The sequence below is a fragment of the Shewanella sp. GutCb genome, assembly GCF_002836135.1.
Taxonomy (GTDB): Bacteria; Pseudomonadota; Gammaproteobacteria; order Enterobacterales; family Shewanellaceae; genus Shewanella.
The window spans coordinates 210,012-233,925 of the sequence record NZ_PJBL01000105.1; the positions used below are offsets into that span (position 1 = coordinate 210,012).

Here is a 23,914-nt window from a genome sequence, read left to right on the forward strand (position 1 = left end):
CTTTAATCCCATTTGAGCAGTGGTAGTAATTGCTTATTTTCCATATCGAAGGCTAACTTTCGTTTACCTTCGGCATCTAACATTTCTAACTCTATATAGCTTATTCCAAGGTCATTATCGACCTCTGCCTTGACCAAATGCCCCGTGCTGTCTTTACAAACAAGGGTTAACATTTCAGAAAATGTTAACCCACTTTGCTGCAGCATCATTATGCCAGCAAGTTCGTCCTTATCATCATTTTTTAAACGCCCAATATCACGCACTTTAAGGCTGCCATCAATTGCACGGTATTCATATTCAGTAATTGTTTTTGCTTGCGGATCGATCATCTTAAACTCGTAAATGAGTTCTCCATTATCAAGCTCTGCTTCAAATTCAGAGATCACCCCAGGGTGCAGTAGCTCTAGCTTTTGTATCATTTCTATCGGCGATGGGTAATCTCCCGTCGACATGAGCGGATACAGACCTTGGCCTGCCAATGCACTACCTGATACTAATAACAATCCCACCAGCCAACGAGCCATGGCTCCTCCAAAAAATAAAACGCTAAATCATACTAATAAACAATTATTGAGAAACCAGACGCATACTGTCGATCTCTATTTCAATGCCGTTCCATTCATCATCAACTTCACCAATCAATGTGACCTTGGTGTCGCTAGTGACTTCTATTTCACGCCACAATGCATTGTCTATCTCGACCTCTACCTCGCCGCTTTGATCGCGAAACAGGTATTTTTCATCACCTAAACTTTTGACTAGATAACCCGTCAACTCAATGGGTGTATCGTCTTTTGCTTTAGCTGCATCAGCAGCCGTTGTAGCATGACTTGCCACTCCAGGACCATTATAAGCAGCCACTGCAGGCAAGGTTAATACAGCAGAAAGAATAATTGAACCGGTTAACAATTTTGTCATCGGATAAACACCTCGTTTAGATTAGGAGTCATACTATGACAAAACACATAACACCAAGGTGACGTAAAGATTAAACTTTGATCATACGTTGGAGTTTATTGCTAAACCGTTTATTCGGTATTAGGTTCCAAAATATGGATCAATTCAGATTTTAGCGCCACCGTCGTTTCGCCGCCCTCTACAAGTTCCAGCTTTTGGGCTAAGTGTAATGGCACTTCGGCGTTAATTTTATGCTTTACGCCCACAACACTCGCCAGAATTCGTACCGTTTCGCCCATCACTAGCATCGAATCAATGGTAATATCGAGCTTATTAAAGCTACGGCACAAACGGCCTTTTTTAATCGAATTAAATCTAACGCCTTGATTGGGGATCACCCAGCGCACTTTTGCGCCAACATTTAGGCTCTCAAAGTAAGTGCTGGCGATAAGATGATCACCAAACTTAAGCCAAGTGATCTGCCGCTCTTCCTCCTGTGCAATAACATAGGCGTCAAAGATATTACGCAATCCCATCTGCTTTGCTACGGCTTCGTCGCGCGGCCGAGTCAGCACTTCTCGTGGATGGCCTTGCTGTAACATTTTTCCTTGGCTGATCAAAATCATGTTATCAGCCAATAGCAATGCCTCATTAAGATCATGAGTGACCATAATCACTGGGATCGCTAACTGCTCTTTCAAGCGAGCAAGCTCTAAATACAAGCGCTCACGAGTTTCTCTATCCACAGCAGAAAAGGGTTCATCAAGCAGCAAGACTGAGGGCTCACGTGCTAATGCACGCGCCAATGCCACCCGTTGTCGCTGACCGCCAGAAAGGTGCGCTGGCAGTCTGTCGGGTAACCCATGTAGATTAACCCGCTCTAACCAATCTTTAGCCCGCGTCGCACGTTCAGATTTGGGAATATGGTCTAATGCCGCGATCACATTTTCTAACGCGGTTAAATTGGGAAACAAACCAAAGTGCTGCGGCACATAGCCTAAATGCCGTTGTTGTGGACTCAGCTGTATCGACTTTTTATCGCAATACCAGCTGGTTTGTCCATAACGGATCTCGCCAGACTGCGGTTTATTTAAGCCAGCTATCATCCGCAACAGCGTTGACTTACCGCCACCCGACGGTCCAACCACCGCCAGCACTTCACCCGCTTTACAGGTAAATTCCGCATCAATAGTGATATGTTCGGTTTGTTTAATTCGACAAAATAGATCAGCGACGACTTGAGACATGCTTACCTCCGACTCGTCGTGACAAACTGGTGGTCAGTGCCAATACCGTAATCGCAAATAGTAATAGCACCAATGACATATTCCCCGCACTGGCAAAATCAAACGCCTGTACGCTGTCATAAATAGAGATGGCAATGGTTTTAGTTTCACCCGCAATATTACCGCCCATCATTAACACGACACCGAATTCCCCTAATACATGGGAAAAACACAGCACCATTGCCGTTAATACGCCCGGCCACACCATAGGTAACTCAATTTTAAATAGCGCTTTAGTGCGGCTCATACCACAGCAAGCAGCGGCATCACGCACATCTTCGGGTACGGCTTCAAAAGCACGTTGAATAGGCTGAATAGCAAACGGGATATTGATAAAAATAGAAGCGACTACCAGCCCTGAAAAATGAAACACTAATTGATGTCCGAGCAGCTGCTCTAGCATCTGTCCTAGCCAGGACTCACTGCCCAAACCGACCAATAGATAATAACCAATCACTGTCGGTGGTAACACTAACGGCACCATAACCAAAGCCTCGACCCAAGACTTACCGCGAAATTGACGATAAGCCAAGAAACGTCCGGCTAAAATAGCCATTGGCACCAATATTACGACGGTGACAGTACTGAGTTTAATTGATAGCCAAAGTGCTTCCCAATCCATTAGTTAACCGCTTTGCCAAAACCATACTCAGCAAAGATATGCTGCGCTTTGTCGGTTTGAATATAGTGATAGAATTCGTTCGCTGTTTGGCCCGCTTTTAGGGTCAATACCATGCGTTGTTTCAGTGGGCTATATAAAGATTGAGGGATAACCACATAATTTGCTCGGCTCTTAAAGCGCTCTGCTGACGCCAGCGATAATGCGATTAAGCCACCTTGAGTTGAGCCACTTAACGCAAACTGTGCCGCTTGCGATACGTTCTCACCAAAAATAAGTTGTGGTTGAATCTTTTGCCATAAACCTAAGTTTTGCAACGCTTCTTTGGCTCGTTCGCCATAAGGTGCATGGTCGGGATTGGCAATAGCAAAACGCTTAAGTGCTTGAGTGTCCATGAGCTGCTTAAGTCCATCGAGATTTTCATCTAAGACCAACGGTGAGGTTTTAGGGGCTGCAAGCGCAAGCTTGCCTACCGCATAAACGATCCCTTTGCCTTGAGTTTGGCCGGCACTCGCAAGTTGATTGGTGTAGCGCTCGTCAGCCGAAAGAAAAATTTCAAACGGTGCTCCATGCTTTATCTGGGCAACAAAATTACCCGACGAACCATAGGTGATCCGTACTTTTCCACCCGTATCTTGATTAAACTGCTTCGCCACATCATCTAAGGCAAACTTGATACTCGATGCTGCCGCTATTGCCGGCACATCCTCAGTCGCAACCGCCGCTTTGCTTAGTAGCAACAATGGCATTAGCACCGACAGCAAGACCACGCTAAGCTTCATCAAGTAACTCCCTAATACACCTAATTTAAAATACGATTACTTTTTATTCCACACATTCGCCGCTTGCTCATCGGAATCACGCGCTTCAACCCAGCTTGCGCCTTCTTCACCCGCTTCAAGTTTCCAAAATGGGGCTTTGGTCTTTAAAAAATCGATTAAAAACTCACACGCGGCAAAGGCTGCTTTTCGATGTGCGCTGGTAACACCAATAAAGACAATCTGCTCACCTAAAGCCATTCGACCAACACGATGAATAATCGTAACGTGGTTGAGTGCCCAACGCTCACGCGCCTCAGCTTCTATTTGATTCAATACCGCTTCGGTCATGCCGGGGTAATGCTCAAGTGTAAGATCAGTAACGGCACTGCCATCATTGAAGTCACGTACTTTACCCACAAAAGTGACCACAGCGCCATCACCATTTTCTTGGCTAATTAACTGATACTCTTCTGGAACACTAAAATCTGCAGTTTGTACGCGGATCATCTTAGCCTCCAGTCACTGGTGGGAAAAAGGCAACTTCATCGCCATCTTCAATAGCGCTATCCCACTGGCTAATGGTTTGATTAACCGCCACCAATAGCTTGTCTGACGCCATAATCTTGGCCCATTTATCATCTGTGGCGGCTAATGTTGCTCGCAAGCCTTCAGCTGTTTGGGTATTTTCGGCCGCTTCAACTTTGATGCTTGCGGTGCCAAGTAGCTCTCTTACTTGCGCAAAAAACAGTACGTTTATCATCTCTTTCTATACCTTAAAGTGACCAGATTTACCGCCACGCTTCTCAAGTAAACGTACTTGAGAAATCACCATATCTTTTTGTACCGCTTTACACATATCGTAAATCGTCAGTGCTGCAGTTGATGCCGCGGTTAACGCTTCCATTTCAACACCCGTTTTACCCGAAAGCTTACACAAGCTGCGGATCCAAACACGGTTATGCTCAGGTTGCGCTTCAAGCTCAACCTCAACTTTCGTCAGCATCAAAGGATGACACAGTGGGATCAAATCAGATGTTTTCTTTGCCGCTTGAATACCAGCAATACGCGCCGTGGCAAATACATCACCTTTGTGATGGCTGCCTTTCATGATCATGTCGAGCGTTTCGCTCGCCATCTCGATATAAGCTTCTGCTCTAGCTTCACGTTCAGTGACTGACTTATCAGTAACATCAACCATGTGTGCGTTACCGTCTGCATTGATATGGGTAAAAGCATTTGTCATTAGGGTTAAACCTTCTTAATCAACATATTTATCAAAACACCTTATAGATAGCCTGTTAATGCAATATATTGCGTTAACACAGGGCGTTATCTACAAGTTAGTTTGTTATTTTCTTAACGTGCATCACAAAATTACAAGGGCGATGCGTAGCGTCCAACTGCTCTTTCAGCACTTTATTCCAACCGGTTTTACATGCTCCGGTTGAACCAGGAAGACAAAATATAACGGTTTTATTAGCAATGCCACCGAGTGCGCGAGACTGCACGGTTGAAGTGCCGAGCTCGGTATAGGTGATATGACGAAATAGCTCACCAAAACCTTCGATATCGCGATCAAAAAGTGGCTTGACGGCATCAGGTGTGTTGTCTCTTTCAGTAAAACCGGTGCCGCCAGTGGTGATAATCACTTGGACGTTATCTGAGGCAATCCACTGCGAGACTACGGCACGGATCTGATATTTATCATCTTTAATTATCTGGCGATCGGCCAAGTTATGCCCAGCTTCAAGCAGTGCACTTTCTAAAAACTGACCAGAGGTGTCGTTGTCGATATTACGGCTGTCTGACAAGGTTAATACAGCAATATTGAGTGGCAAAAATTGGCTCTGAGTACAATGTCCCATAACGGTCTCTTTAATTTAACTAAATAGCAGTCAATGCGGCGATTATAGCGGGGATCTGACGCAATAAATTTGCGTCAGATCTAAATTTAGCCACCAATAGAAGCGAGATGCTGCGTCACGCCGGTGATGCCGTCGTGCAGAAAATGCGTCTCTTTTTTCTGTGCGAGCTGTCCATGTAAACGCTCAATAAGCTCAGCTTGTTGATCTTGTGTTTGCAGCAAATCACGTAAGTCGACCCCATTTTCAGTGAACAAACACAGGTGTAACTTACCTTTGGCTGAAACACGTAAGCGATTACAGCTGGCACAAAAGTTTTTAGCATAAGGCATGATAAGCCCGATACGACCTTGGTAGTCTTGATGGCTAAAGTTTTGTGCTGGACCATCATCCGCCGAGGGAGTATCAAACTGCCAGCCCTCTTGTTGCAGCTGCGTTTTGATATCGGCGCCGGCTAAATGATGCGCTTTAAAGTAGTCGTGGCCTAAACCTGTTTCCATTAGCTCAATAAAGCGCAAATCAATGGGCGTACTTTTAATCCAATGCAGAAAGCGTGGCAAGTCCTTATCATTGAGACCCTTAAGCAATACAGCGTTGATTTTTACCCGCTCAAAGCCCGCTTCTAGCGCTGCATCGACACCGCGCATCACTTCATCAAACTTATTCTCACCGGTAATTTGATAAAACATTTTCGGGTCGAGACTGTCGACAGAGATATTAATGCGTCTGAGCCCAGCGTCATACCACTCTTGGGCATGCTTAGCTAAGCGATAACCATTGGTTGTGGTGGCGATAGTTTTGATTTTTTCGTTATCTTTAACAATCCGAATAATATCGGTGAAATCTTTACGCAAGGAGGGCTCACCACCGGTGATCCGAACTTTTTGCGTGCCGACTTCAGAGAAGGCAGAAACTAAATGTTCTATCTCATTGAGATCGAGAAACTTGGGTTTACCGTCGGGACGATAACCATCAGGGAGGCAATAAGTGCATTTAAAGTTACATACGTCAGTCACTGACATACGCAGATAATGAAACCGTCGACCAAAATTGTCTTGTAGTTGGGACATGATCACCTTTCCAAGTAAGGGGAGGTGAGATCATTTCTTTTCTCACCCCGGTGGCGTTATTGCCACGGCTAAAAACCCGTATCTGTCTCGACGTAGGATTAGAAGCTCGGAGAACCGTCAAACTTGATTATAGGCGTTTTTTGGCGACAAACCATAGCTTCATCGTCACTATTAGCATTAAAAAGCAGCACCTGTGGAATATGTGTGACCGCCATCACCCAAAAAAGTGCTTAAAATAGCTGCACTAGAACAGTTTAAACTCTGTGCCGTAGCCCTATTTTGAGGTAAAGTGAAGTTAAAGATTAAAACACCCGTTTATAGTGCGTGAGCTTTTTGCCACTGTAATCATCGGGGGAAATAAAGGAAGATGAACTGATGGAACGCGAATCAATGGAGTTCGATGTTGTAATCGTGGGTGCCGGGCCCTCAGGATTAGCAGCAGCTTGTCGTTTAATGCAGATATCCAAAGACAGTGGTCAAGAACTCACGGTCTGTGTAGTAGAGAAAGGTTCTGAAGTCGGAGCCCACATTCTCTCTGGAGCCGTTTTTGAACCCAAAGTATTGGGTGAGCTTTTTAATGACTGGAAAGAGTCTGGCGCACCGCTGCACACTGCGGTAACTCACGACGAGATCCACATGCTGAGTTCAGCAACCGACGCCCGCCTTATGCCGAATGCTTTGGTTCCAAAGACCATGCACAATGAAGGCAATTACATCATCAGTGTTGGCAATCTATGCCGCTGGTTAGCCGAGCGTGCTGAAGAGCTTGGTGTTGAGGTATTCCCAGGTTTCCCTGCAAGCGAACTGCTTTTTAATGCTGATGGCAGCGTTAAAGGGATCCAGGTAGGTGACATGGGTGTTGGCGAAGATGGTCAGCCAAAAGGTAGCTATGAGCCTGGCATGGAACTTCACGCTAAATACACCGTATTTGGAGAAGGTTGCCGTGGCCATTTAGGCAAACAGCTTATTGAAAAATACCAACTTGATAATGGTAAAACCCCACAACATTATGGCCTTGGCTTTAAAGAGATCTGGACCGTTCCCAGCGAACAACATGAGCTCGGCAAAGTGGTGCATACTGGTGGTTGGCCTTTAACTGAAGGCGCGTCGGGTGGTGGCTTTATGTATCATCTCGAAAACAACCAAATTGCCGTTGGTTTGATTGTTGATCTCAACTATAAAAATCCACATTTAAGTCCATTTGATGAATTCCAACGTTATAAGACTCACCCAGTCATTGCTAAAACGCTCACTGGCGGCGAACGTGTCTCTTATGGTGCTCGTGCTATTACCAAAGGTGGCTTGAACTCTTTACCAAAACTGACCTTCCCTGGTGGAATGATCATTGGCTGTGATGCGGGTACCTTAAATTTTGCCAAAATCAAAGGTACACATACCGCAATGAAGAGCGGAATGTTAGCTGCAGAAACACTGGCACAAGCGATGCTAGCCGGAGTTGATGGAGGCAAAGATCTCAATTGCCTCCAAGACCGATTTGATGAGAGCTGGCTAAAAGAGGAACTTTATTGTTCACGTAATTTTGGCCCTGCAATGCATAAGTTTGGGACATACCTTGGCGGTGCATTTAACTTTGTTGACCAAAATTGGTTTGGCGGTAAGTTTCCGGTCACCCTTAGAGATGAAAAACCTGATTACGCCCAGATGGCGGAATCAAGTGCCTACAGCAAAATCGATTACCCTAAGCCAGACGGAAAACTTAGCTTTGATAAGCTGTCGTCGGTTTATTTGTCGAATACTTTCCATGAGGAAGATCAGCTGTGTCATCTTCGTTTAAAGGATGTGCGGATCCCAATCGATTTCAACTTGGTTAAATTTGATGAACCCGCACAGCGATATTGCCCAGCAGGGGTATATGAAGTTGTTGAAGAGGCAGGCGAAAATAAGTTTGTGATTAACAGCCAAAACTGTATTCACTGTAAGACTTGCGATATCAAAGATCCAAGCCAAAATATCACTTGGGTAACGCCTGAAGGCGGTGGCGGTCCTAACTATCCAAACATGTAAACGCCATTGAAATTCAATTCATAAAATGCAACTTCTTAATGAATTGATATCAGTGCAGATTACAATATTAAAACTAAATGCACACCACAAGGTGTGCATTTTTAGTTGCACCAATAACAAAAAATAGACATAATCCTCCGCGCTAATATAAGAGTACAGATTTCAGACTGAAATTCAGATACCTGCCTTTATTCCTACACGTTACAAAACAGATCCCTCTTCACAAAGCTCAGCCTAAAAATAGGTTTTGCGTCCACTGTGCCGAGTCTGTTATCAATCCACTACTTTCGGCCATCAATATTGGCTGTATTAGGCAATCGAATTTTTATGAAATTGAATATGCTCACCATTAAACAGAAAATTCTGCTTACTGTGACCCTAACAGTATTACTCTCCACAGCCCTTGTCGGCATGCTTAGCCAACAAAGCGCTAAACAAGTGGTAGAACAAAGAATGTTGACCTCGGAGATGCCCAATATGTTGGCGCAGATCCGCAATAAGCTCGAACTCAACATTTCGACATTAATGAATGCCGCTCAGCAACTCGCCAACAATAAAATGTTACTCCAATGGCTAGAAGAGGATCGCCCCGCAGCCGGTGAACCTTTGCTGGTGAGCCAGTTAAACGAGATCTCCCGCCAATATGATTTAGCCCAAGCCTCTTTTGCGGATAAAGAAAGCGCGGCTTACTATACTCAAGATGGTTTTCTGCGAGAGCTAAACCCGGCTCAAGATGCTTGGTTCTTCGATTACAAGAACAGCGGCCAAGAGTCCATGCTCAATGTATTCACTGAAGACAATGGCGATGTGAAGCTATTTATTAACTACCAACAACCCAATGGTCGAGGCTTAGTCGGTTTAGGAAAATCTCTCGATGATATGGTGCAGTTATTACGCTCATTTAAAATTGAACAATCAGGATTTGTCTATTTGGTCGACAGCAAGGGACAAGTAAAATTACACCCAGACACGGCACAAATAGGTAACGCGGATTTAAACAATCTATATAGTGGCACCGACACTTCAAGCCTAATGCGCCGTACTGATTTCAACCTATTGAAAACAGATATCGATGGCGAAGCCATGCTCATTGCTAGCAGCTATATTCCGTCAATGGATTGGTACTTAATTGCGCAAGTACCTGAAAGCGAAATTTTTTCACTGCTCGAAGAGTCAGCCTATAAAATTCTTATCTGGACCGCGGTAATTGCAGCATTATTTATTGCGTTATCAAGCTTAGTCGCCAGTTCTGTTAGCCGCCCCATCGCCAGAGTTGCTGACATGCTGCGCGATATTGGTGAAGGTGAAGGTGATCTGCGTCAACGACTGCCGGTTGAAGGAGAAGACGAATTAGCCCAGCTAGCCAAGGGGTTTAATAGCTTTATCAGCAAAATTCAAGCCTCGATGATTGAAGTGGCAGAAACCAGTAAGCAACTCGGTTGCTCTGCCATCGATGTATCTCACCAGGCACAGCGCACTTTAGAAGATAGCCAGCTGCAAAAAGACCAAACCATTATGGTCGTTGCCGCGATTAATGAAATGGGCGCTACGGTTAATGAAATTGCCAGTAATGCCGCGCAAGCTGCAGATACAGCAAAAGCCGCAGATACGGATTCAACTAACGGTCAAGTCGTTGTGACTCGAGCACGCGAAACCATTAGCCAACTGTCCAATGATGTCGAACAAGTCGGTGAGGTCATTGAGTCACTAGCAACTCACACTCAATCTATCGAAAGTATTCTCGATGTGATTCGAGCGGTGTCTGAGCAAACAAACTTGTTAGCGCTAAATGCTGCAATTGAAGCCGCCAGAGCAGGTGAAGCGGGTCGGGGGTTTGCAGTGGTTGCCGACGAAGTGCGTAATCTAGCATCACGTACAGCCACTTCAACCAATGAAGTACAGGTGATGATTGATAAACTGCAAGCCGAAGCAAGTCGCGCGGTAGAAGCGATGGAACAAAGCCGCTCTCGATCTATTGAGGGAGTTAATGCTGTGGACGAAGCGAGTCAATCACTGACCGGCATTAGTGAGCGCATTGGTTCAATCAGTGACATGAATATACAAGTTGCAGCCGCCACTGAAGAGCAATCAACAGTCGTTGAAGATATTAATCGTAACGTGAGTGATATTAACGACATTACCCAGCGCACTGCAGATACTGCTGAAGATGCTGCTAAAGCCAGCCAATCACTCAGCCAGCTTGCGCATCGACTCGATTCATTAGTGGCTAACTTTAAGGTTTAACCTGAGTAATAACATTGCCTATCGAGGTCACTCGGTAGGCAACTCAAACAGCTAAATTTATGTACGTGGTTTGATAAATTTGATCGACATAGGGTATTTATAACTTTCGCCTTCACTGGCTTTCATCGCTGCAATAATCGTAAAAACAATATCAACGATCGCAATAATACCGAGTAGAATGAACCCTACACCAACCAACATCAATACGGCACTGATCATGGCATAGATCGCCATGCTGATCTTAAAGTTCAAACAGTTACGCCCACAACTATCAACAAACGGCAGCTCATCTCGCTTCATCAACCAGACAATTAATGGTCCTAAAATACTGCCAAACGGGATCAAATAGCCTGAAAAACTAGCCAAATGTACCACTATCCCCATGTTTTTCTCATCTTGAGTCACAATTCCACTCCTTGAAATATTAATATAATCAACAAACTATGCTTGTTGTACGCCATATAAACGCATTTGCCAATCTTCAATGGCATTATTCGCCATTCGACGCTGTAAACTTCCAACCCAAGATGCCGCAAGTCCAGGACAATTCGCTAAACGTTGATATTGCACGGCATCAAAATCGGGCAAGAAATAGATATGCATCGCTTCTGCGATGCTAATATCAGAACACCTTTCAATAAGCGTAATAGTGTCAGCCTCATCAATTGTGCCGCTCTTCAGTACTCGATAAAACCAGCCACAACGGCCGCTCTGTTGCATTGCTAGCGCAAAATCATTGTGACCGAACTGCAGATTGAGTTTAAAACATGGCGACCTAGGCTGTGTCACTTGTAACAGCACCTCGCCTATTTGGACAATATCGCCAATATTGACTTGGGTTTCATCCAGCCCGACAGTACTAATATTCTCGCCCATCGCAGGAGCATCTTTAAAGCCGGTGATCATATCCCAGCGGCGATATTGACCGTAATGCTCTCGAGGGAAATGGTGCAATACTCTGTCGAGCCCGCCGTGATGCTTGGGATCTGCTTGGCTATCGCCTTCAACCGTTCCTTCAGCAACAAGTAGCTGCTTACAATCGTGTTTTTGATCAATGCCACTTTGCACGGCGCCAAATTTTGTCTGGTCATTGCCGCGATATAAACCTGAAATTTGCTTAATGAGTATTTGCGCTGTCATCAAAAAATGCTCTTAATTATCATGCTTTATCCTATCACTCGTTATTGTGATAGCGATACCCTAGCTGCATCAACAATAATGAATATTATCCAGACGAGTTCAAAATAAAGTCTTGTTACCAGTATATTCTAGGACTGCTAGATCTTGATTAACTAGATAACCGTCCTCGGCATCAGACAAGGTCAACTCACACAAAATAAGAAGCTCTACTAGCGGGTTAATAGGACAATACCACTTTATTTCTGCCCTGTCCTTTTGCTTGGTACAGCGCAACATCAACACGGTTAATCAACTCTTCAGGCTTTTCTGAAGCGCGATGTTCTGCAACGCCAGCGCTCACTGTTACCCGTATTTCATTGCCATTAACTCGAATAACGCGAGCTTCTATAGAAGCTCTAATTCGCTCAGCAATATCGTGGCTACGACTCAAATCGATATTCGGCAGTAGAATTAAGAACTCTTCCCCGCCCCAGCGGCACAGCAAGTCTTCATCCCGAAGTTGAGATTTAACCATGTTACTGACGGTCTGAATCACCAAATCGCCCATGTTGTGGCCATAGAGATCATTAATGCGTTTGAAATAGTCGATATCAAAAATCAACACCGACATTGGAGTGCTATCCAGCACCGAACGAGCCAGAGATTTAGCAAAGTACTCTTCAAAAGCTTGACGATTGGCTGCACCTGTCAGCTTATCAGTCGACGCCATCAACTCTAGTTTTCGTTGATATTTACCCAAGGTCATGTTGGCTATTATCAAAATGGCCAACGTCACAAAGATACTCAACCCTAAGTTAGCCCAGAAGGTGGTAAGCAGCTTCTGTTTGCCTAAGCTTTCATCTTGTTCCACCAATAAGTACCACTTAAAATCTGCGACTAAACGGCTGTTTAGAAAAATGGTTCTACCATCTCGTTCATATGATAAAGCAGCGCTAGGACTGGTTAAAATGCGGGTGGCAAGCATCTCTAGCCCTGGGGTAGTTTGTAAAGTATCGCCGCCAGAGAAACCTTCGCTATGCAAAGTGATGTTGCCTTGCCTATCGGTAAAATAGACACTGCGGTTATATCGAGTTTGATAGAGCTCAACCATTTTTTTTACACTTTCGACTGCCAAGCCGACACCAGTAACTCCAATGAAATTGCCGTCAAAGTCGAACACCTTATAATTAACGTAAATAACGGTTCGATTACGGTTAGCCGTATCTTGATCGATATTCACTTCATAATGTTCTGACTTAGGCAGCGAGCGCACCCTGAAATACCAAGCATCATTTGGATCAAGATCATCGATCTGTTTTAAAACACCGCTCGAATGGTAGTAATTACGGCTAGCTTCAGAAACAAAAAAGCTAGTGACAGTACCGTACTTCTCTTGGATCTCTTTAAGATAGCGTACGACCTTATCTGGCGATTTCTCTTGATCTAGAGTCCAATCACGTACAAAGGTATCTTGCGCCATTAGCGATGAAATAAAGATAGGTTTGAGTAGATCCTGTTGTATTTCTGAATAAATATTATCACTGGTTAACGGTAAAGTATTTTCTTCGATTTGCTGACTTAATGAATCATGTGCCACTTGATAACTGATACCGCTGGTGACCACAAAAGCTGCTAGTAACAAAACCGTTAGGGTCCAGATAAACCGTTTTTTATCGTTCCACACTTTATGACCCATATACGATGCTCACTTCACGCGATTAAATTGAACCCACTCAAACAAGCCTAACTTGTTAACTAAGTGTTAATATTAACTGAAAATCGCTTGGCTCGCATTGATTATTAGTATTGATAAGAGGGGGGTTATTGTAGAAAAATGGCCCTGTAGGAGAACAGGGCAAAAAGCAGTTTAAAAAGAGGTTAATAAACTAAGGAAAACGTCAATCCATAGCTAAAGCTACTTGATAATAGTGACATTAAGATGACGATTTAGATTGAGCTCCTGCACTTAAATACTCTTTTAAGCCTTTCCCTGGGATTGAACTCTCACAGGCCACTGCGTAGCTAGACCAGGTCGAAGCCTCTTGCATCGACTCAACCATGGTTAATTTGTTAACCAGACCGTTAATAAGGCCTGCAGCATAAGCATCTCCCGCGCCTGTGGTATCAACCACCACACTCGGCACTGCCGCCACATCAACGGGTTCGGATCCACTGTAGAGCGTGGCGCCATTTTCACCATCAGTCACAATAAAATATTGCAAACTTTCGCCCGCTATCGACTTGGCAAACTCCCATGGCTGCTGTCCGCAACGCCCATGCATATCACTTAAGGAGGTTAATAAAATATGGCAAGGTCGAGCTCGCTCATCTTTAGCCAATTGGGCTATCACCCAACAATGCTTAATCGCCGTTTTCGCCCAGCTAGCAGCACCTTCAGATGATGAATTAATATAAAAAGCGTCAATCGTCCCCCATTGAGGCGGAATGGGTAACTCAAATGTCGGTCGCTCGGGACGAATGATGGTTCGCTCACCATCAGGCGTCATCATCAATAGCATTTCGTTAGTAGGACCCGCTCGACGCTGCACTAAGCTGCAATTAATCCCCTGAGTACTCGCTTCTGCTAACAACCAGTCACCGACGTCATCACGCCCGACTTCAGTCACTAACGTCACTTGATGTCCAGCCCAAACTAAGCCGATCCCCGTATTAGCACCACCGCCACCAAGCCTCTGGCCGCCATCTTGATAATGAAATCGACCTCCTGTTTTCAGCGGTTTATTGAGGTTAAAGATACGATCACAGTTTAAGTTTGCGACAAGTAAAATACTGGCCATGACAACCTGATAAATAGAGTGCGATACATTGATAGTAAGAGATTTGTATTCGTGCGCCAAGCCCAATGCGTAAGTCATTAGCTTTTATCTTGAGAAACGGTTCAATTTTCACATTCCCAAGAATGCTCTGGAGTGATGTTGGGCGTTTTATAGTCGTTTCATGTAAGACATCTCTCAAGCAGGTGTGAGACTTGACGACATTTTTAACTAAATATGCATTTGCCGTCAGCATTAAGCTTCAGAAAAACCTCGTAATAATGAATTATAAATCTTTTCTGTTATTCCGCCCATTTTGACTATACTTAAAACACTTACACAGTCACGGCTTGACTGCGTATATCATGGCCACATCCCAACGGAATAGGATAGTTGAATGGACTCAATTATTAGTATGGATGAACTCACGGAGTTCCAGGAGTCGCTCGAGACTCGTCTCAAACGTTATAAAGCGTGTCTTTATGAGTTTGATAAAATGCGATATACCGATACGTATATCGTACAAATTAGGGAAGATATCGTTCGTTTAGAGCACCTAATTTCGCTGCAGACATAAGAAATTTTTCAGGGTAAACAAACAAAGCGGTAAATACTCTCAAGTAGTTACCGCATTTGCTGTGGAGGAGTTTAGTGGACCTAATTAAATCAATTTATAATATTAGCTTAGCCAATATTAACTGATTACATATCACTCTCTTTTAGTGGTTTACGCAGTTGAGCTCGGACATTGTCCATCCCAGAGTAAAACTCTTTCATCATCAACAACCCCATCATTTTACCGTTATCAGTAACAATCAAATTATCACGATCCATCGGGTCATTTTTGATAGCACCAATAGCCTTCATCGAGGTCATCTCTTTAAATAAGGCGGTATCTAGGTTGACACCAAATGTCTCACGGAAGTACTTACGTGATAAACGCCCTGAGAACATCCCTAGCAGGAATCGATACTGCATCACCTCTTTACGACCGTAGTTTTTTTGCTGCTCAACACCCATATGGCCACTTCCAATTCGCTGTTGATACTTCTTCAACGAGAAGGTGTTCACGTAGAGCGTGTCATCTAAGAAACTGAATGAGCCTGAACCTACGCCTAAATACTCGTCGTAGTCGATAACGTATTCATCAAAACCTTCATTATCTGTTTTGCCAAATGCCCAAGCTGAAAGCTGATTGTATTGGCCATTCAGGCTATTCAAAATCTGACGATATTGGCGCACCATGTCACCTTGAGGCGCGGCCAACTTACCTTTAACACTCTTACGTGTTTGATGCGTGATCATCAGCGGGTAAGTGGTGATTTGACGTGGGTCTAACTTTGCCGCCATATCTAAGTCATTTTGGATCACTTCATCTGTTTGACCACGAAAGCCAAAAATAAGATCGACGTTAATGATCGGAAACAGCTCTTTAGCTGCCATGATTTTATCGAATGTCTGCTGACCAGTACCAAACTTATCGATCCGATCAGTCATGGTTAAAATGTCATCGTTAAAACTCTGCACCCCGATAGACATACGATCAACTAAGCCCTCAAGCTGCTTAAAGCCTGGACGGTCTAAGTGTTGTGGATCTGACTCACATGACACTTCTTTAATACTTGGGAACAGTTTTTTCGCATGCTCGATGGTTCGGGCAAGTTCATCTTCTAAAACAGTGGTGGTACCACCGCCGATATACATAGACTCGAAGTCATAACCGAGGTTTTTGACCATATCCATCTCTTTTCGCAAAGAGATAAAGTAGCTACGAGCCTTATCTTCATTGAACAGAAAACGATGGAAAGTACAATATGAGCACAAGGTATGACAGAAAGGCACATGCGCATAAAGCATGTATTTCTTACCTTCAATTGGGTTTGGCATCATCTCGGCAGAAACCGTATCGAGCCTTAAATTGCGATCGACATAGAACTGCATCACCTTTTCCATGCTACTAATCATCCAATCTGGCGTGGTGATATTAGCTTTATAAGGTTGAGCGCTATCGGGCAAAATAATTGAAGACATAAAAATTCCTATCAAAGATGGCTGTTCAAAAATAAAGAGAGATGTACCGAATTGAACTAGCGGAGAGCAAAATTAACACTTTAAATCACAGTAAAACGTGATTTGGTTATAACTTAGCGTTTCCTATCAAGGAAATGTAGAGCATTTTGTTAAGTAAGTCATGTTTTAGCAAAGGCGCATAAATCGACCAACTCGTCATTTGTCCGTTTAAAACAAAAACACCTCAGTGAATAAATCAACTGAGGTGTTTGCCGTTCAAGCCTTAGATACTAAAGAATTTACTCTTTGTATTTAAGCGTTCCATTCTCTTTGATCTCATCGAACCAAAGATTGTGGTGCTGGCTTGCCCAAGTTTCATCACAGTAACCTGAAACCATACATTCCATACCACCTTCAGACATAACCGTAGCCATAAAGATATGGACGATTGAGAAAGCAGTAATGATGATAGCGCTGATAGAGTGAAGTACCAATGCAATCAAGCTCAATGTGCGGCTAGGCTCGAACAAGTTCGGGAATAGTAGCAACATACCTGAAGCAGAGATCACCAGACCAAATAAAGCAAAGGCCCAGAACCACAACTTCTCACCGGCGTTAGCGAAACCAGCATCTGGATGCTTGCCTTTAAATGGACCGAAGTTGATGTAACCACCAACAACCATCATCCATTTTACGTCATACATCTTTGGTAGCTGGTTTTTAGCCCAAAGCCCTGTCATTAATGCCCAACCAATCATGAACGGGATCGCCATGAAGTCGTGCACTTGCTTTGCAGCATAGACAAGGTTTGACCATAGACCTTCACCGATATAAGGCTGGAAGAAGAATCGTCCGGCCAATAGTGTTAGACCCGTCAAAATCAATAGCAGACACGGAATAGCACCTAACCAGTGAATAGACACGTCAAACTTAGACCAGCGATAGACCAACTTACCCGAGAAACCACCGTGCAGCTTGGAGATGCCATTCACTTTGATAAACAGGATAAAGATAATGATCATACCAAATAGCGCGGCCATTAACGCCGGCGCTAATAGGTCACTACGCAGCTCAAGTACACGTAAATCATACGTGTTGATTGGCTGAGCATGGAATTCACTTAACGATGTTGTACGACCTTCTGCACCCGCTTTAAGCTGTGACCAAATTTGGCCATTATCCACTTTAGCATCATCAGCATGATCTGCACTGTCATGAGCAAAAGCTGTCACACTGAATAACAGTGCAATAGCGATACCTATGTGTTTAAACCATTTGTTCATAATACGTCCTCTGTTACTGCTTGCTGGCCCAACTAAACAGGCCAACAAGTAGTATGTTGGAAGATGTTCAACCTAAGTTGATCAACCCCAAATTGCGTTTTTAGAACCACGGTATGCAACACGTTCACGGAAGATAGAAGAAATAACTCCAGCATCCCCCGCTAGTAGCGATTTAGTTGCACACAGTTCGGCACACATAGGTAGCTTACCTTCAGCGATACGGTTAGAACCATATTTCTGACGTTCTGCGTCAGAATGGTTCTCTTCAGGACCACCAGCACAGAAAGTACACTTGTCCATCTTACCGCGAGCACCAAAAGCGCCGCCTTGAGGGAACTGAGGAGCACCAAATGGGCAAGCGTACAAGCAGTAACCACAACCGATACAAGTATCTTTGTCGTGCAGTACGATGCCATCTTCAGTCTTGTAGAAACAGTTTGCAGGGCAAACAGCCATACAAGGTGCATCACTACAGTGCATACAAGCGACAGAAATTGACGCTTCGCCCTTCACACCATCATTGATTGTCACTACGCGACGACGTTGAATTCCCCACTCAAGAGCAGAGTCGTTTTCATTCTTACATGCTGTGACACAACCGTTACACTCGATGCAGCGCTTGGTATCACATAAAAATTTCATTGTAGCCATTCTGGCAATTCTCCTAGCTAATTCTGCAATTACGCTTTAACGATCTGGCACAACGATGCCTTGGTTTCCTGCATCTGAGTCACAGGGTCATAACCATAAGTCAATGCTGTGTTACAAGACTCACCAAGAACATAAGGTACAGTGCCCTCTGGGTAGTTAGCTGCAAGGCTTTCACCGTGCATATGACCCGCGAAGTGGTAAGGCATCCAAGTAACACCAACCTTAACGCGTGGAGTGACCATAGCCTTAATCTTGATTCGGCCACCTTCAGCACCTTCAAGCCATACAGTGTCTCCGTCGCGAATTGCGCGATCAGCAGCATCAGCAGGGTTAATTTCAACAAACATCTCTTGTTGAAGCTCCGCAAGCCAAGGGTTACAACGAGACTCTTCACCACCACCTTCATACTCTACTAGACGACCAGAAGTCAGACCTAGCGGGTACTTAGCTGCTGAGTCTTTCTCTTGAATTGACTTGTACAGCGTCGGTAGACGATGAACTTGCATGTCATCATATGTTGGATACTTAGACACAAGATCACGACGTGGCGTATAAAGCGGCTCACGGTGAATTGGTATTTCGTCAGGGAATGTCCAAACAATACAGCGAGCTTTAGCGTTACCGTATGGGATGCAACCGTGCTTCATTGCTACACGTTGGATACCACCAGAAACGTCAGTCTTCCAGTTTCTACCTTCAGCTTCTACTTTCTCTTCTGCTGTTAGGTCATCCCACCAGCCAAGCTGCTTAAGCATGTCAGCGGTGAATTCTGGGTAACCGTCTTGAATTTCCGCGCCTTTAGAGAAGCTACCTTCAGCCAATAAGTTCTTACCTTTATACTCAACACCAAAACGAGCACGGAAGTTACCACCGCCCTCAAGAACATGTCTGCTTGTGTTATAAAGGATCTGTGTACCAGGGTGCTTCTGCTCTGGTGTACCCCAACATGGCCAAGGTAGACCATAAGTATCGCCTTTAGCAGGACCGCCAAGAGCTTCAAGAGTTGTGTTGCTAAATGTGCCCCAGTTTTGAGTATGCAGCTTCAAACGCTCAGGGCTTTGGCCTGACATGCCGATCGTCCACATACCGCGGTTAATTTCGCGAGTAATGTCTTCAATAACAAGAACATCATTTGCGTCTTTAGCGATACGCTTAGTGTACTCATCAGCAAAACCGAGCTTTTGAGATAGACGGTACATAATCTCAAGGTCAGTCTTAGATTCGAATAATGGCTCGATAACCTTCTCACGCCACTGCTGGCTACGGCCAGAGTTAGACACAGAACCTTCAGTTTCAAACTGAGTGGCTGCAGGAAGAAGATAAACACCATTCTTACGACGGTGCATGACACCTGCCATTGTTGGGAATGGATCAACAACAACAACCGTATCCATCTTATCAAGTGCATCACGGACATCGCGCTGACGAGTTTCAGTGTTAACTGATTGTCCCCAGAAGAATGCCATACGAATGCGATCTTTTTGTGCGAGTTTTTCAGGCGTTTCTAACACACCGTCATGCCAGCGAGAACAAGGAATACCAGGAGTATTCATTGGAATGCGACCAAGATATGAGTTTTGGTCAAAACGACTCTTAACCCAATCAAAATCTAGGTCCCAAACGTGGCTCCAATGTTTCCAAGAGCCCGTCTTTAGACCGTAGTAACCTGGTAGCGTATCGAACAATAGACCTAAGTCAGTCGCGCCCTGTACGTTATCATGTCCACGGAAGATGTTTGTTCCGCCGCCTTTAACACCCATGTTACCAAGGGCAAGTTGAAGGATACAGTAAGCACGAGTGTTAGCATTACCCACGTGATGCTGAGTACCACCCATACACCAAACAACGGTACCTGGACGGTTATCCGCCATCAGTTTAGCTGCTTGGTAAACATCTTCTTCTCGACAACCAGTGATGTTCGCCACTTCTTTTGGTGGGAATTTTTTCGCTTCTGCGCGAATTGATTCCATCTCGAAAACACGCTCTTGAATGAACGTCTTATCTTCCCAGCCATTTTCAAAAATGTGCCAAAGCATACCGTAGATGAATGGAATATCAGTACCCGGACGCAGATCACAATGTAAATCAGCATGCGCAGCAGTACGAGAGAAACGTGGATCAACTACAATAAGTTTTGCGTTATTTTTCTCTTTCGCGATCAGGATATGCTGCATTGCAACAGGATGCGCTTCAGCAGGGTTAGCCCCGATGAAGAAGATTGCATTTGCATTCTGAATATCGTTGAAAGAGTTAGTTTGCGCACCGTAGCCCCAAGTGTTAGCAACACCGGCTACCGTGGTAGAGTGACAAATACGTGCAGAGTGGTCGACGTTGTTCGTGCCCCACATTGCCGCAAATTTACGATACATGTAGCAGCCTTCGTTCGAGAACTTAGCACTACCCATAAAGTAAAGTGAATCTGGACCAGATTCCTTACGGATATCTAGCATCTGGTCACCAACTTCGTTCAAAGCTTGTTCCCAAGATAGTTTCTTCCACTTGCCATCAACAAGTTTCATTGGGTACTTAAGACGCTTCTCACCGTGACCATGTTCACGTAGCGCAGCACCTTTAGCACAGTGTCCACCGTTGTTGAATGGGTGATCAAAAGCAGGCTCTTGACCTGTCCATACGCCATTTTGTACTTCTGCGTATAAACCACAACCAACAGCACAAGCACTACATACTGTGCGCTTGATTTCAGTGGGTGCATCATGTGGGACATCTTTGGCTTCTGCTCGGCGCATCATGCCTGTACCCAACAACGAAGCTGCAGCAATACCACCAGATGTGATACCAGCTTGCTTCATAAATTGACGACGGCTAATACCTAGAGTTTTTTTCTCTACAGTAGGTGCCGCGTTGGATTTACGAGTTAATTGCATCGCTTAAATTCTCCTAAACTAGCCGCGTAAGCTATTGTAATAACTGCGAACGTGAGCAGTTTCTTGATAGCCATTAGCACTCTTAGTGCTGACATTATTTTCACTTGCTTGAGCTACACTCACGCCTGTTGCGGCGATTGCGACACCTGCGGTGCCACCAATTGTGAGCGCTTTCAGCAAAGATCTGCGGTTCAGATCAGGCTGTTGCTTCTTCATTTTTGCTCCTGGTATGGAAGGAATATTCTTTATTAGAAATTATCAGGGCACCTTTTTCTACGAGCTCATAACACGGCCACTTGTTAATCAAGTGTTATCATCAAACGAGTTAGTCAAAAGAAGGTGATTGTTATTAAAAACATCCATAAGTTTCGCGGACAATATATGAGAAAAAGGCAGCAGGAAAATTGATCTGAATCCAATTCAGCTGCGGAAAACATCATCAATACCACTAAAGTGTTAGCTTAATCATGTTTTATATAATGGAGGTGTTTAGGCGGTACAAGTAAAGCAATAATGCGCATAACTAATTGTTAATAACAATAGTAACTTAAGCGTTACATTGTTTAGCAGTAGAATAACTTAGCGTGATAGATTTTTAAGCAAAACAGAGCCTCTGAAAGAATCTGAAATAGGGGGAGATTACTTATCAAATGCATTAAAATCGTTCGTGGATTACAGGCAAAAAAAAGCCCCCGACTTATTTGGCCAAGGGCATTTATGACTTACAGCTTAAGACTTATAACTCATAACCAGAGTTTAATCTTTATACTCTAAGGTACCGTTTTCTTTGATTTCGTCATACCAAAGATTGTGGTGCTGAGAGGCCCAGTTTTCATCACAATAACCAGAAACCATGCACTCCATACCACCTTCACTTAATACTGTCGCCATCCAAATATGCACGATAGTAAAGGCGATGATGATAATCGCACTAATAGCATGAATTAACAGTGCAGCCATAGAGGCTTCGCGTGGTAGATCCAAACCTGGCAATACTAGCATTAAACCTGACGCGGCAATAAATAGCCCGAATAAGGTTAATGACCAGAACCACATTTTCTCACCAGCATTAGCAAAGCCACTATCAGGATGCTTGCCTTTAAATGGACCAAAGTTGATATAACCACCAACTACTAGGAACCATTTTAAGTCATACATCTTGAAGGTTTGCATTGGCATCCATTTAACAACACACAGGATCCAAGACACAATAAATATCGGCCCGACCCAATCATGTATCGTTTTGGTACCATAGATGAGACCAGCCCAGAAGCCTTCCCCAACATAAGGCTGCAATACATATTTACCCAGCATGATATTTAAACCAGTAAAAATCAGTGCCAAACATGATGTCGCTAATACCCAGTGGATCCACAGGTCTGCTTTAGTCCAACGCAGCACCATTTTTCCAGAAAAGCCCTTACTCAGCTTAGAAGGACCATTTACCAAGTAGAAAAACAGGAACGCAGCAAATACACCGACAACAGTAATACCCATCACTGGTGTTAAGTACTGGTTTCTTACGTCTTTACCTTGGTTACCCGCAACGTTAATCAATACACCTGGCTCAATACCTTGAGCTGTTGTAAAGCCTGAGTCGCCTGCTCTTACCGCGCGCCAAAGATCAGCTTCACTGGTTTTACCCGCTTGCTGTTGGCTCGATTGTTCATCTGCTGCTATTGCTGATGTGCTAAGTCCCAACCCCATAGAAAAAACCAGAGGGATAACTAGCATTGCGAACAAGCTGCGCAGTGATTTCATATACATATTCACTCCTTAATTGGGCTATACACCAAAGTGCATAGCCCTATTCAGCCCTACGCGCCAGTCTTTGGGGTATAGCCCCATATTGCGCCAGGGTTTCCTCTAGCTGCAATACGCTCACGGTAGATATCAGATACTACGCCAGCATCACCCGCTAACAGTGCTTTAGTTGAACAAAGCTCTGCACACATTGGCAATTTGCCTTCGGCGATACGGTTAGCACCATACTTCTGGCGCTCTGCATCTGAATGAGTCTCTTCTGGGCCACCGGCACAGAAAGTACACTTATCCATCTTGCCGCGACTACCAAATGCTGTCTTCTGAGGGAACTGAGGCGCTCCGAAAGGACAAGCATAGAAGCAGTAACCACAACCGATACACGTATCTTTATTGTGTAATACGATGCCATCTTCAGTGCGGTAGAAACAATCTGCAGGACAGACTGCCATACAAGGTGCATCAGTACAGTGCATACATGCCACTGAGATTGACGCTTCACCCGGTACACCATCATTGATAGTGACTACGCGACGACGTTGAATGCCCCACTCTAGAGCGGAATCGTTTTCGTTTTTACATGCTGTGACGCAACCGTTACACTCGATGCAGCGTTTGGTGTCACATAAGAATTTCATGACTGCCATAATGGCTTATCTCCTCATCA

At 44.3% G+C, this 23,914-nt stretch carries 24 protein-coding genes and 1 riboswitch; of the genes, 3 read left to right on the top strand and 21 right to left on the bottom strand.

Going from position 1 to position 23,914, the window contains the following annotated elements:
* Positions 1-2: 2 nt before the first annotated feature.
* The 10 genes from CXF86_RS21045 to moaA all read right to left on the bottom strand — a co-directional run bounded on the left by CXF86_RS21045 (position 3) and on the right by moaA (position 6,495).
* A complete protein-coding gene (locus CXF86_RS21045; RefSeq protein ID WP_101090091.1) occupies positions 3-524 on the bottom strand; it encodes a hypothetical protein in 522 nt (173 codons plus the stop codon).
* Positions 525-567: 43 nt separating this feature from the next.
* Positions 568-918 carry a NirD/YgiW/YdeI family stress tolerance protein gene (locus tag CXF86_RS21050; RefSeq protein ID WP_101090092.1) on the bottom strand — a complete coding sequence of 117 codons (351 nt, stop codon included), beginning with the start codon at positions 916-918 and terminating at the stop codon, positions 568-570.
* 110 nt (positions 919-1,028) lie between these two features.
* Complete coding sequence (locus CXF86_RS21055; protein WP_101090093.1) at positions 1,029-2,144, bottom strand: ABC transporter ATP-binding protein; 1,116 nt, start codon at positions 2,142-2,144, stop codon at positions 1,029-1,031.
* Complete coding sequence (gene modB, locus CXF86_RS21060) at positions 2,125-2,805, bottom strand: molybdate ABC transporter permease subunit (protein ID WP_101090094.1); 681 nt, start codon at positions 2,803-2,805, stop codon at positions 2,125-2,127. The genes CXF86_RS21055 and modB overlap by 20 nt, the downstream gene beginning before the upstream one ends.
* Positions 2,805-3,584, bottom strand: coding sequence for a molybdate ABC transporter substrate-binding protein (modA, locus tag CXF86_RS21065; protein WP_101090095.1), 780 nt, complete (start codon positions 3,582-3,584; stop codon positions 2,805-2,807). Before modA ends, modB begins: the two co-directional genes overlap by 1 nt.
* 36 nt (positions 3,585-3,620) lie before the next feature.
* On the bottom strand, positions 3,621-4,070 hold the full coding sequence (gene moaE / locus CXF86_RS21070) for a molybdopterin synthase catalytic subunit MoaE (RefSeq protein ID WP_101090096.1): 450 nt from the start codon (positions 4,068-4,070) through the stop codon (positions 3,621-3,623).
* 1 nt (position 4,071) lies between these two features.
* Positions 4,072-4,323 (bottom strand): molybdopterin synthase sulfur carrier subunit, encoded by a 252-nt coding sequence (moaD, locus tag CXF86_RS21075; RefSeq protein WP_101090097.1) that lies wholly within the window; start codon positions 4,321-4,323, stop codon positions 4,072-4,074.
* A gap of 6 nt (positions 4,324-4,329) precedes the next feature.
* Complete coding sequence (gene moaC / locus CXF86_RS21080; protein ID WP_374702345.1) at positions 4,330-4,761, bottom strand: cyclic pyranopterin monophosphate synthase MoaC; 432 nt, start codon at positions 4,759-4,761, stop codon at positions 4,330-4,332.
* 142 nt (positions 4,762-4,903) lie between these two features.
* Positions 4,904-5,428, bottom strand: coding sequence for a molybdenum cofactor biosynthesis protein B (moaB, locus tag CXF86_RS21085; RefSeq protein WP_102039955.1), 525 nt, complete (start codon positions 5,426-5,428; stop codon positions 4,904-4,906).
* A gap of 86 nt (positions 5,429-5,514) precedes the next feature.
* Complete coding sequence (gene moaA, locus CXF86_RS21090; RefSeq protein ID WP_101090100.1) at positions 5,515-6,495, bottom strand: GTP 3',8-cyclase MoaA; 981 nt, start codon at positions 6,493-6,495, stop codon at positions 5,515-5,517.
* A riboswitch (molybdenum cofactor riboswitch) is annotated at positions 6,483-6,619 on the bottom strand. It overlaps the preceding gene by 13 nt.
* Before the next feature lie 251 nt (positions 6,620-6,870).
* Between moaA and CXF86_RS21095 the strand changes: the two genes are divergently transcribed.
* Positions 6,871-8,520, top strand: a complete 1,650-nt coding sequence (locus CXF86_RS21095; RefSeq protein WP_101090101.1) for an electron transfer flavoprotein-ubiquinone oxidoreductase — start codon at positions 6,871-6,873, stop codon at positions 8,518-8,520.
* Positions 8,521-8,847: 327 nt separating this feature from the next.
* On the top strand, positions 8,848-10,764 hold the full coding sequence (locus CXF86_RS21100; RefSeq protein WP_101090102.1) for a methyl-accepting chemotaxis protein: 1,917 nt from the start codon (positions 8,848-8,850) through the stop codon (positions 10,762-10,764).
* A gap of 57 nt (positions 10,765-10,821) precedes the next feature.
* Here CXF86_RS21100 and CXF86_RS21105 read toward each other — a convergent pair whose 3' ends face one another.
* The 4 genes from CXF86_RS21105 to CXF86_RS21120 all read right to left on the bottom strand — a co-directional run bounded on the left by CXF86_RS21105 (position 10,822) and on the right by CXF86_RS21120 (position 14,681).
* Positions 10,822-11,148 (bottom strand): DUF4870 domain-containing protein, encoded by a 327-nt coding sequence (locus CXF86_RS21105; RefSeq protein ID WP_102039983.1) that lies wholly within the window; start codon positions 11,146-11,148, stop codon positions 10,822-10,824.
* Between the two features lie 57 nt (positions 11,149-11,205).
* Positions 11,206-11,904 (bottom strand): MOSC domain-containing protein, encoded by a 699-nt coding sequence (locus CXF86_RS21110; protein WP_101090103.1) that lies wholly within the window; start codon positions 11,902-11,904, stop codon positions 11,206-11,208.
* Positions 11,905-12,121: 217 nt separating this feature from the next.
* Positions 12,122-13,579 (bottom strand): sensor domain-containing diguanylate cyclase, encoded by a 1,458-nt coding sequence (locus tag CXF86_RS21115; protein ID WP_101090104.1) that lies wholly within the window; start codon positions 13,577-13,579, stop codon positions 12,122-12,124.
* A gap of 238 nt (positions 13,580-13,817) precedes the next feature.
* Positions 13,818-14,681 carry a PfkB family carbohydrate kinase gene (locus CXF86_RS21120; RefSeq protein ID WP_101090167.1) on the bottom strand — a complete coding sequence of 288 codons (864 nt, stop codon included), beginning with the start codon at positions 14,679-14,681 and terminating at the stop codon, positions 13,818-13,820.
* A gap of 373 nt (positions 14,682-15,054) precedes the next feature.
* Here CXF86_RS21120 and CXF86_RS21125 point away from each other — a divergent pair, with 373 nt between their 5' ends.
* On the top strand, positions 15,055-15,234 hold the full coding sequence (locus tag CXF86_RS21125; protein ID WP_101090105.1) for a hypothetical protein: 180 nt from the start codon (positions 15,055-15,057) through the stop codon (positions 15,232-15,234).
* A gap of 125 nt (positions 15,235-15,359) precedes the next feature.
* Here CXF86_RS21125 and CXF86_RS21130 read toward each other — a convergent pair whose 3' ends face one another.
* The 7 genes from CXF86_RS21130 to fdh3B (CXF86_RS21160) all read right to left on the bottom strand — a co-directional run bounded on the left by CXF86_RS21130 (position 15,360) and on the right by fdh3B (CXF86_RS21160) (position 23,894).
* A complete protein-coding gene (locus CXF86_RS21130) occupies positions 15,360-16,688 on the bottom strand; it encodes a coproporphyrinogen III oxidase family protein (protein WP_101090106.1) in 1,329 nt (442 codons plus the stop codon).
* Between the two features lie 278 nt (positions 16,689-16,966).
* Positions 16,967-17,950, bottom strand: coding sequence for a formate dehydrogenase subunit gamma (locus CXF86_RS21135; protein WP_102039956.1), 984 nt, complete (start codon positions 17,948-17,950; stop codon positions 16,967-16,969).
* An 81-nt stretch (positions 17,951-18,031) separates the two neighbouring features.
* Positions 18,032-18,601 (bottom strand): formate dehydrogenase FDH3 subunit beta, encoded by a 570-nt coding sequence (gene fdh3B, locus CXF86_RS21140; RefSeq protein ID WP_101090108.1) that lies wholly within the window; start codon positions 18,599-18,601, stop codon positions 18,032-18,034.
* Between the two features lie 29 nt (positions 18,602-18,630).
* Complete coding sequence (locus CXF86_RS21145; RefSeq protein WP_101090109.1) at positions 18,631-21,486, bottom strand: molybdopterin-dependent oxidoreductase; 2,856 nt, start codon at positions 21,484-21,486, stop codon at positions 18,631-18,633.
* 18 nt (positions 21,487-21,504) lie between these two features.
* Positions 21,505-21,702 carry a twin-arginine translocation signal domain-containing protein gene (locus CXF86_RS21150; protein WP_101090110.1) on the bottom strand — a complete coding sequence of 66 codons (198 nt, stop codon included), beginning with the start codon at positions 21,700-21,702 and terminating at the stop codon, positions 21,505-21,507.
* A gap of 540 nt (positions 21,703-22,242) precedes the next feature.
* Positions 22,243-23,253, bottom strand: coding sequence for a formate dehydrogenase subunit gamma (locus CXF86_RS21155; RefSeq protein WP_101090111.1), 1,011 nt, complete (start codon positions 23,251-23,253; stop codon positions 22,243-22,245).
* Positions 23,254-23,303: 50 nt separating this feature from the next.
* On the bottom strand, positions 23,304-23,894 hold the full coding sequence (fdh3B, locus tag CXF86_RS21160) for a formate dehydrogenase FDH3 subunit beta (protein ID WP_101090112.1): 591 nt from the start codon (positions 23,892-23,894) through the stop codon (positions 23,304-23,306).
* Positions 23,895-23,914 lie beyond the last annotated feature (20 nt).

What these genes read in the sequence shown, in the direction of transcription:
- CXF86_RS21045 (WP_101090091.1), bottom strand. Translation starts at nt 524, where the DNA reads ATGGCTCGTTGGCTGGTGGGATTGTTATTAGTATCAGGTAGTGCATTG.
- CXF86_RS21050 (WP_101090092.1), bottom strand. Translation starts at nt 918, where the DNA reads ATGACAAAATTGTTAACCGGTTCAATTATTCTTTCTGCTGTATTAACC.
- CXF86_RS21055 (WP_101090093.1), bottom strand. Translation starts at nt 2,144, where the DNA reads ATGTCTCAAGTCGTCGCTGATCTATTTTGTCGAATTAAACAAACCGAA.
- modB (WP_101090094.1), bottom strand. Translation starts at nt 2,805, where the DNA reads ATGGATTGGGAAGCACTTTGGCTATCAATTAAACTCAGTACTGTCACC.
- modA (WP_101090095.1), bottom strand. Translation starts at nt 3,584, where the DNA reads ATGAAGCTTAGCGTGGTCTTGCTGTCGGTGCTAATGCCATTGTTGCTA.
- moaE (WP_101090096.1), bottom strand. Translation starts at nt 4,070, where the DNA reads ATGATCCGCGTACAAACTGCAGATTTTAGTGTTCCAGAAGAGTATCAG.
- moaD (WP_101090097.1), bottom strand. Translation starts at nt 4,323, where the DNA reads ATGATAAACGTACTGTTTTTTGCGCAAGTAAGAGAGCTACTTGGCACC.
- moaC (WP_374702345.1), bottom strand. Translation starts at nt 4,761, where the DNA reads ATGGTTGATGTTACTGATAAGTCAGTCACTGAACGTGAAGCTAGAGCA.
- moaB (WP_102039955.1), bottom strand. Translation starts at nt 5,428, where the DNA reads ATGGGACATTGTACTCAGAGCCAATTTTTGCCACTCAATATTGCTGTA.
- moaA (WP_101090100.1), bottom strand. Translation starts at nt 6,495, where the DNA reads ATGTCCCAACTACAAGACAATTTTGGTCGACGGTTTCATTATCTGCGT.
- CXF86_RS21095 (WP_101090101.1), top strand. Translation starts at nt 6,871, where the DNA reads ATGGAACGCGAATCAATGGAGTTCGATGTTGTAATCGTGGGTGCCGGG.
- CXF86_RS21100 (WP_101090102.1), top strand. Translation starts at nt 8,848, where the DNA reads ATGAAATTGAATATGCTCACCATTAAACAGAAAATTCTGCTTACTGTG.
- CXF86_RS21105 (WP_102039983.1), bottom strand. Translation starts at nt 11,148, where the DNA reads ATGGGGATAGTGGTACATTTGGCTAGTTTTTCAGGCTATTTGATCCCG.
- CXF86_RS21110 (WP_101090103.1), bottom strand. Translation starts at nt 11,904, where the DNA reads ATGACAGCGCAAATACTCATTAAGCAAATTTCAGGTTTATATCGCGGC.
- CXF86_RS21115 (WP_101090104.1), bottom strand. Translation starts at nt 13,579, where the DNA reads ATGGGTCATAAAGTGTGGAACGATAAAAAACGGTTTATCTGGACCCTA.
- CXF86_RS21120 (WP_101090167.1), bottom strand. Translation starts at nt 14,681, where the DNA reads ATGGCCAGTATTTTACTTGTCGCAAACTTAAACTGTGATCGTATCTTT.
- CXF86_RS21125 (WP_101090105.1), top strand. Translation starts at nt 15,055, where the DNA reads ATGGACTCAATTATTAGTATGGATGAACTCACGGAGTTCCAGGAGTCG.
- CXF86_RS21130 (WP_101090106.1), bottom strand. Translation starts at nt 16,688, where the DNA reads ATGTCTTCAATTATTTTGCCCGATAGCGCTCAACCTTATAAAGCTAAT.
- CXF86_RS21135 (WP_102039956.1), bottom strand. Translation starts at nt 17,950, where the DNA reads ATGAACAAATGGTTTAAACACATAGGTATCGCTATTGCACTGTTATTC.
- fdh3B (WP_101090108.1), bottom strand. Translation starts at nt 18,601, where the DNA reads ATGGCTACAATGAAATTTTTATGTGATACCAAGCGCTGCATCGAGTGT.
- CXF86_RS21145 (WP_101090109.1), bottom strand. Translation starts at nt 21,486, where the DNA reads ATGCAATTAACTCGTAAATCCAACGCGGCACCTACTGTAGAGAAAAAA.
- CXF86_RS21150 (WP_101090110.1), bottom strand. Translation starts at nt 21,702, where the DNA reads ATGAAGAAGCAACAGCCTGATCTGAACCGCAGATCTTTGCTGAAAGCG.
- CXF86_RS21155 (WP_101090111.1), bottom strand. Translation starts at nt 23,253, where the DNA reads ATGTATATGAAATCACTGCGCAGCTTGTTCGCAATGCTAGTTATCCCT.
- fdh3B (WP_101090112.1), bottom strand. Translation starts at nt 23,894, where the DNA reads ATGGCAGTCATGAAATTCTTATGTGACACCAAACGCTGCATCGAGTGT.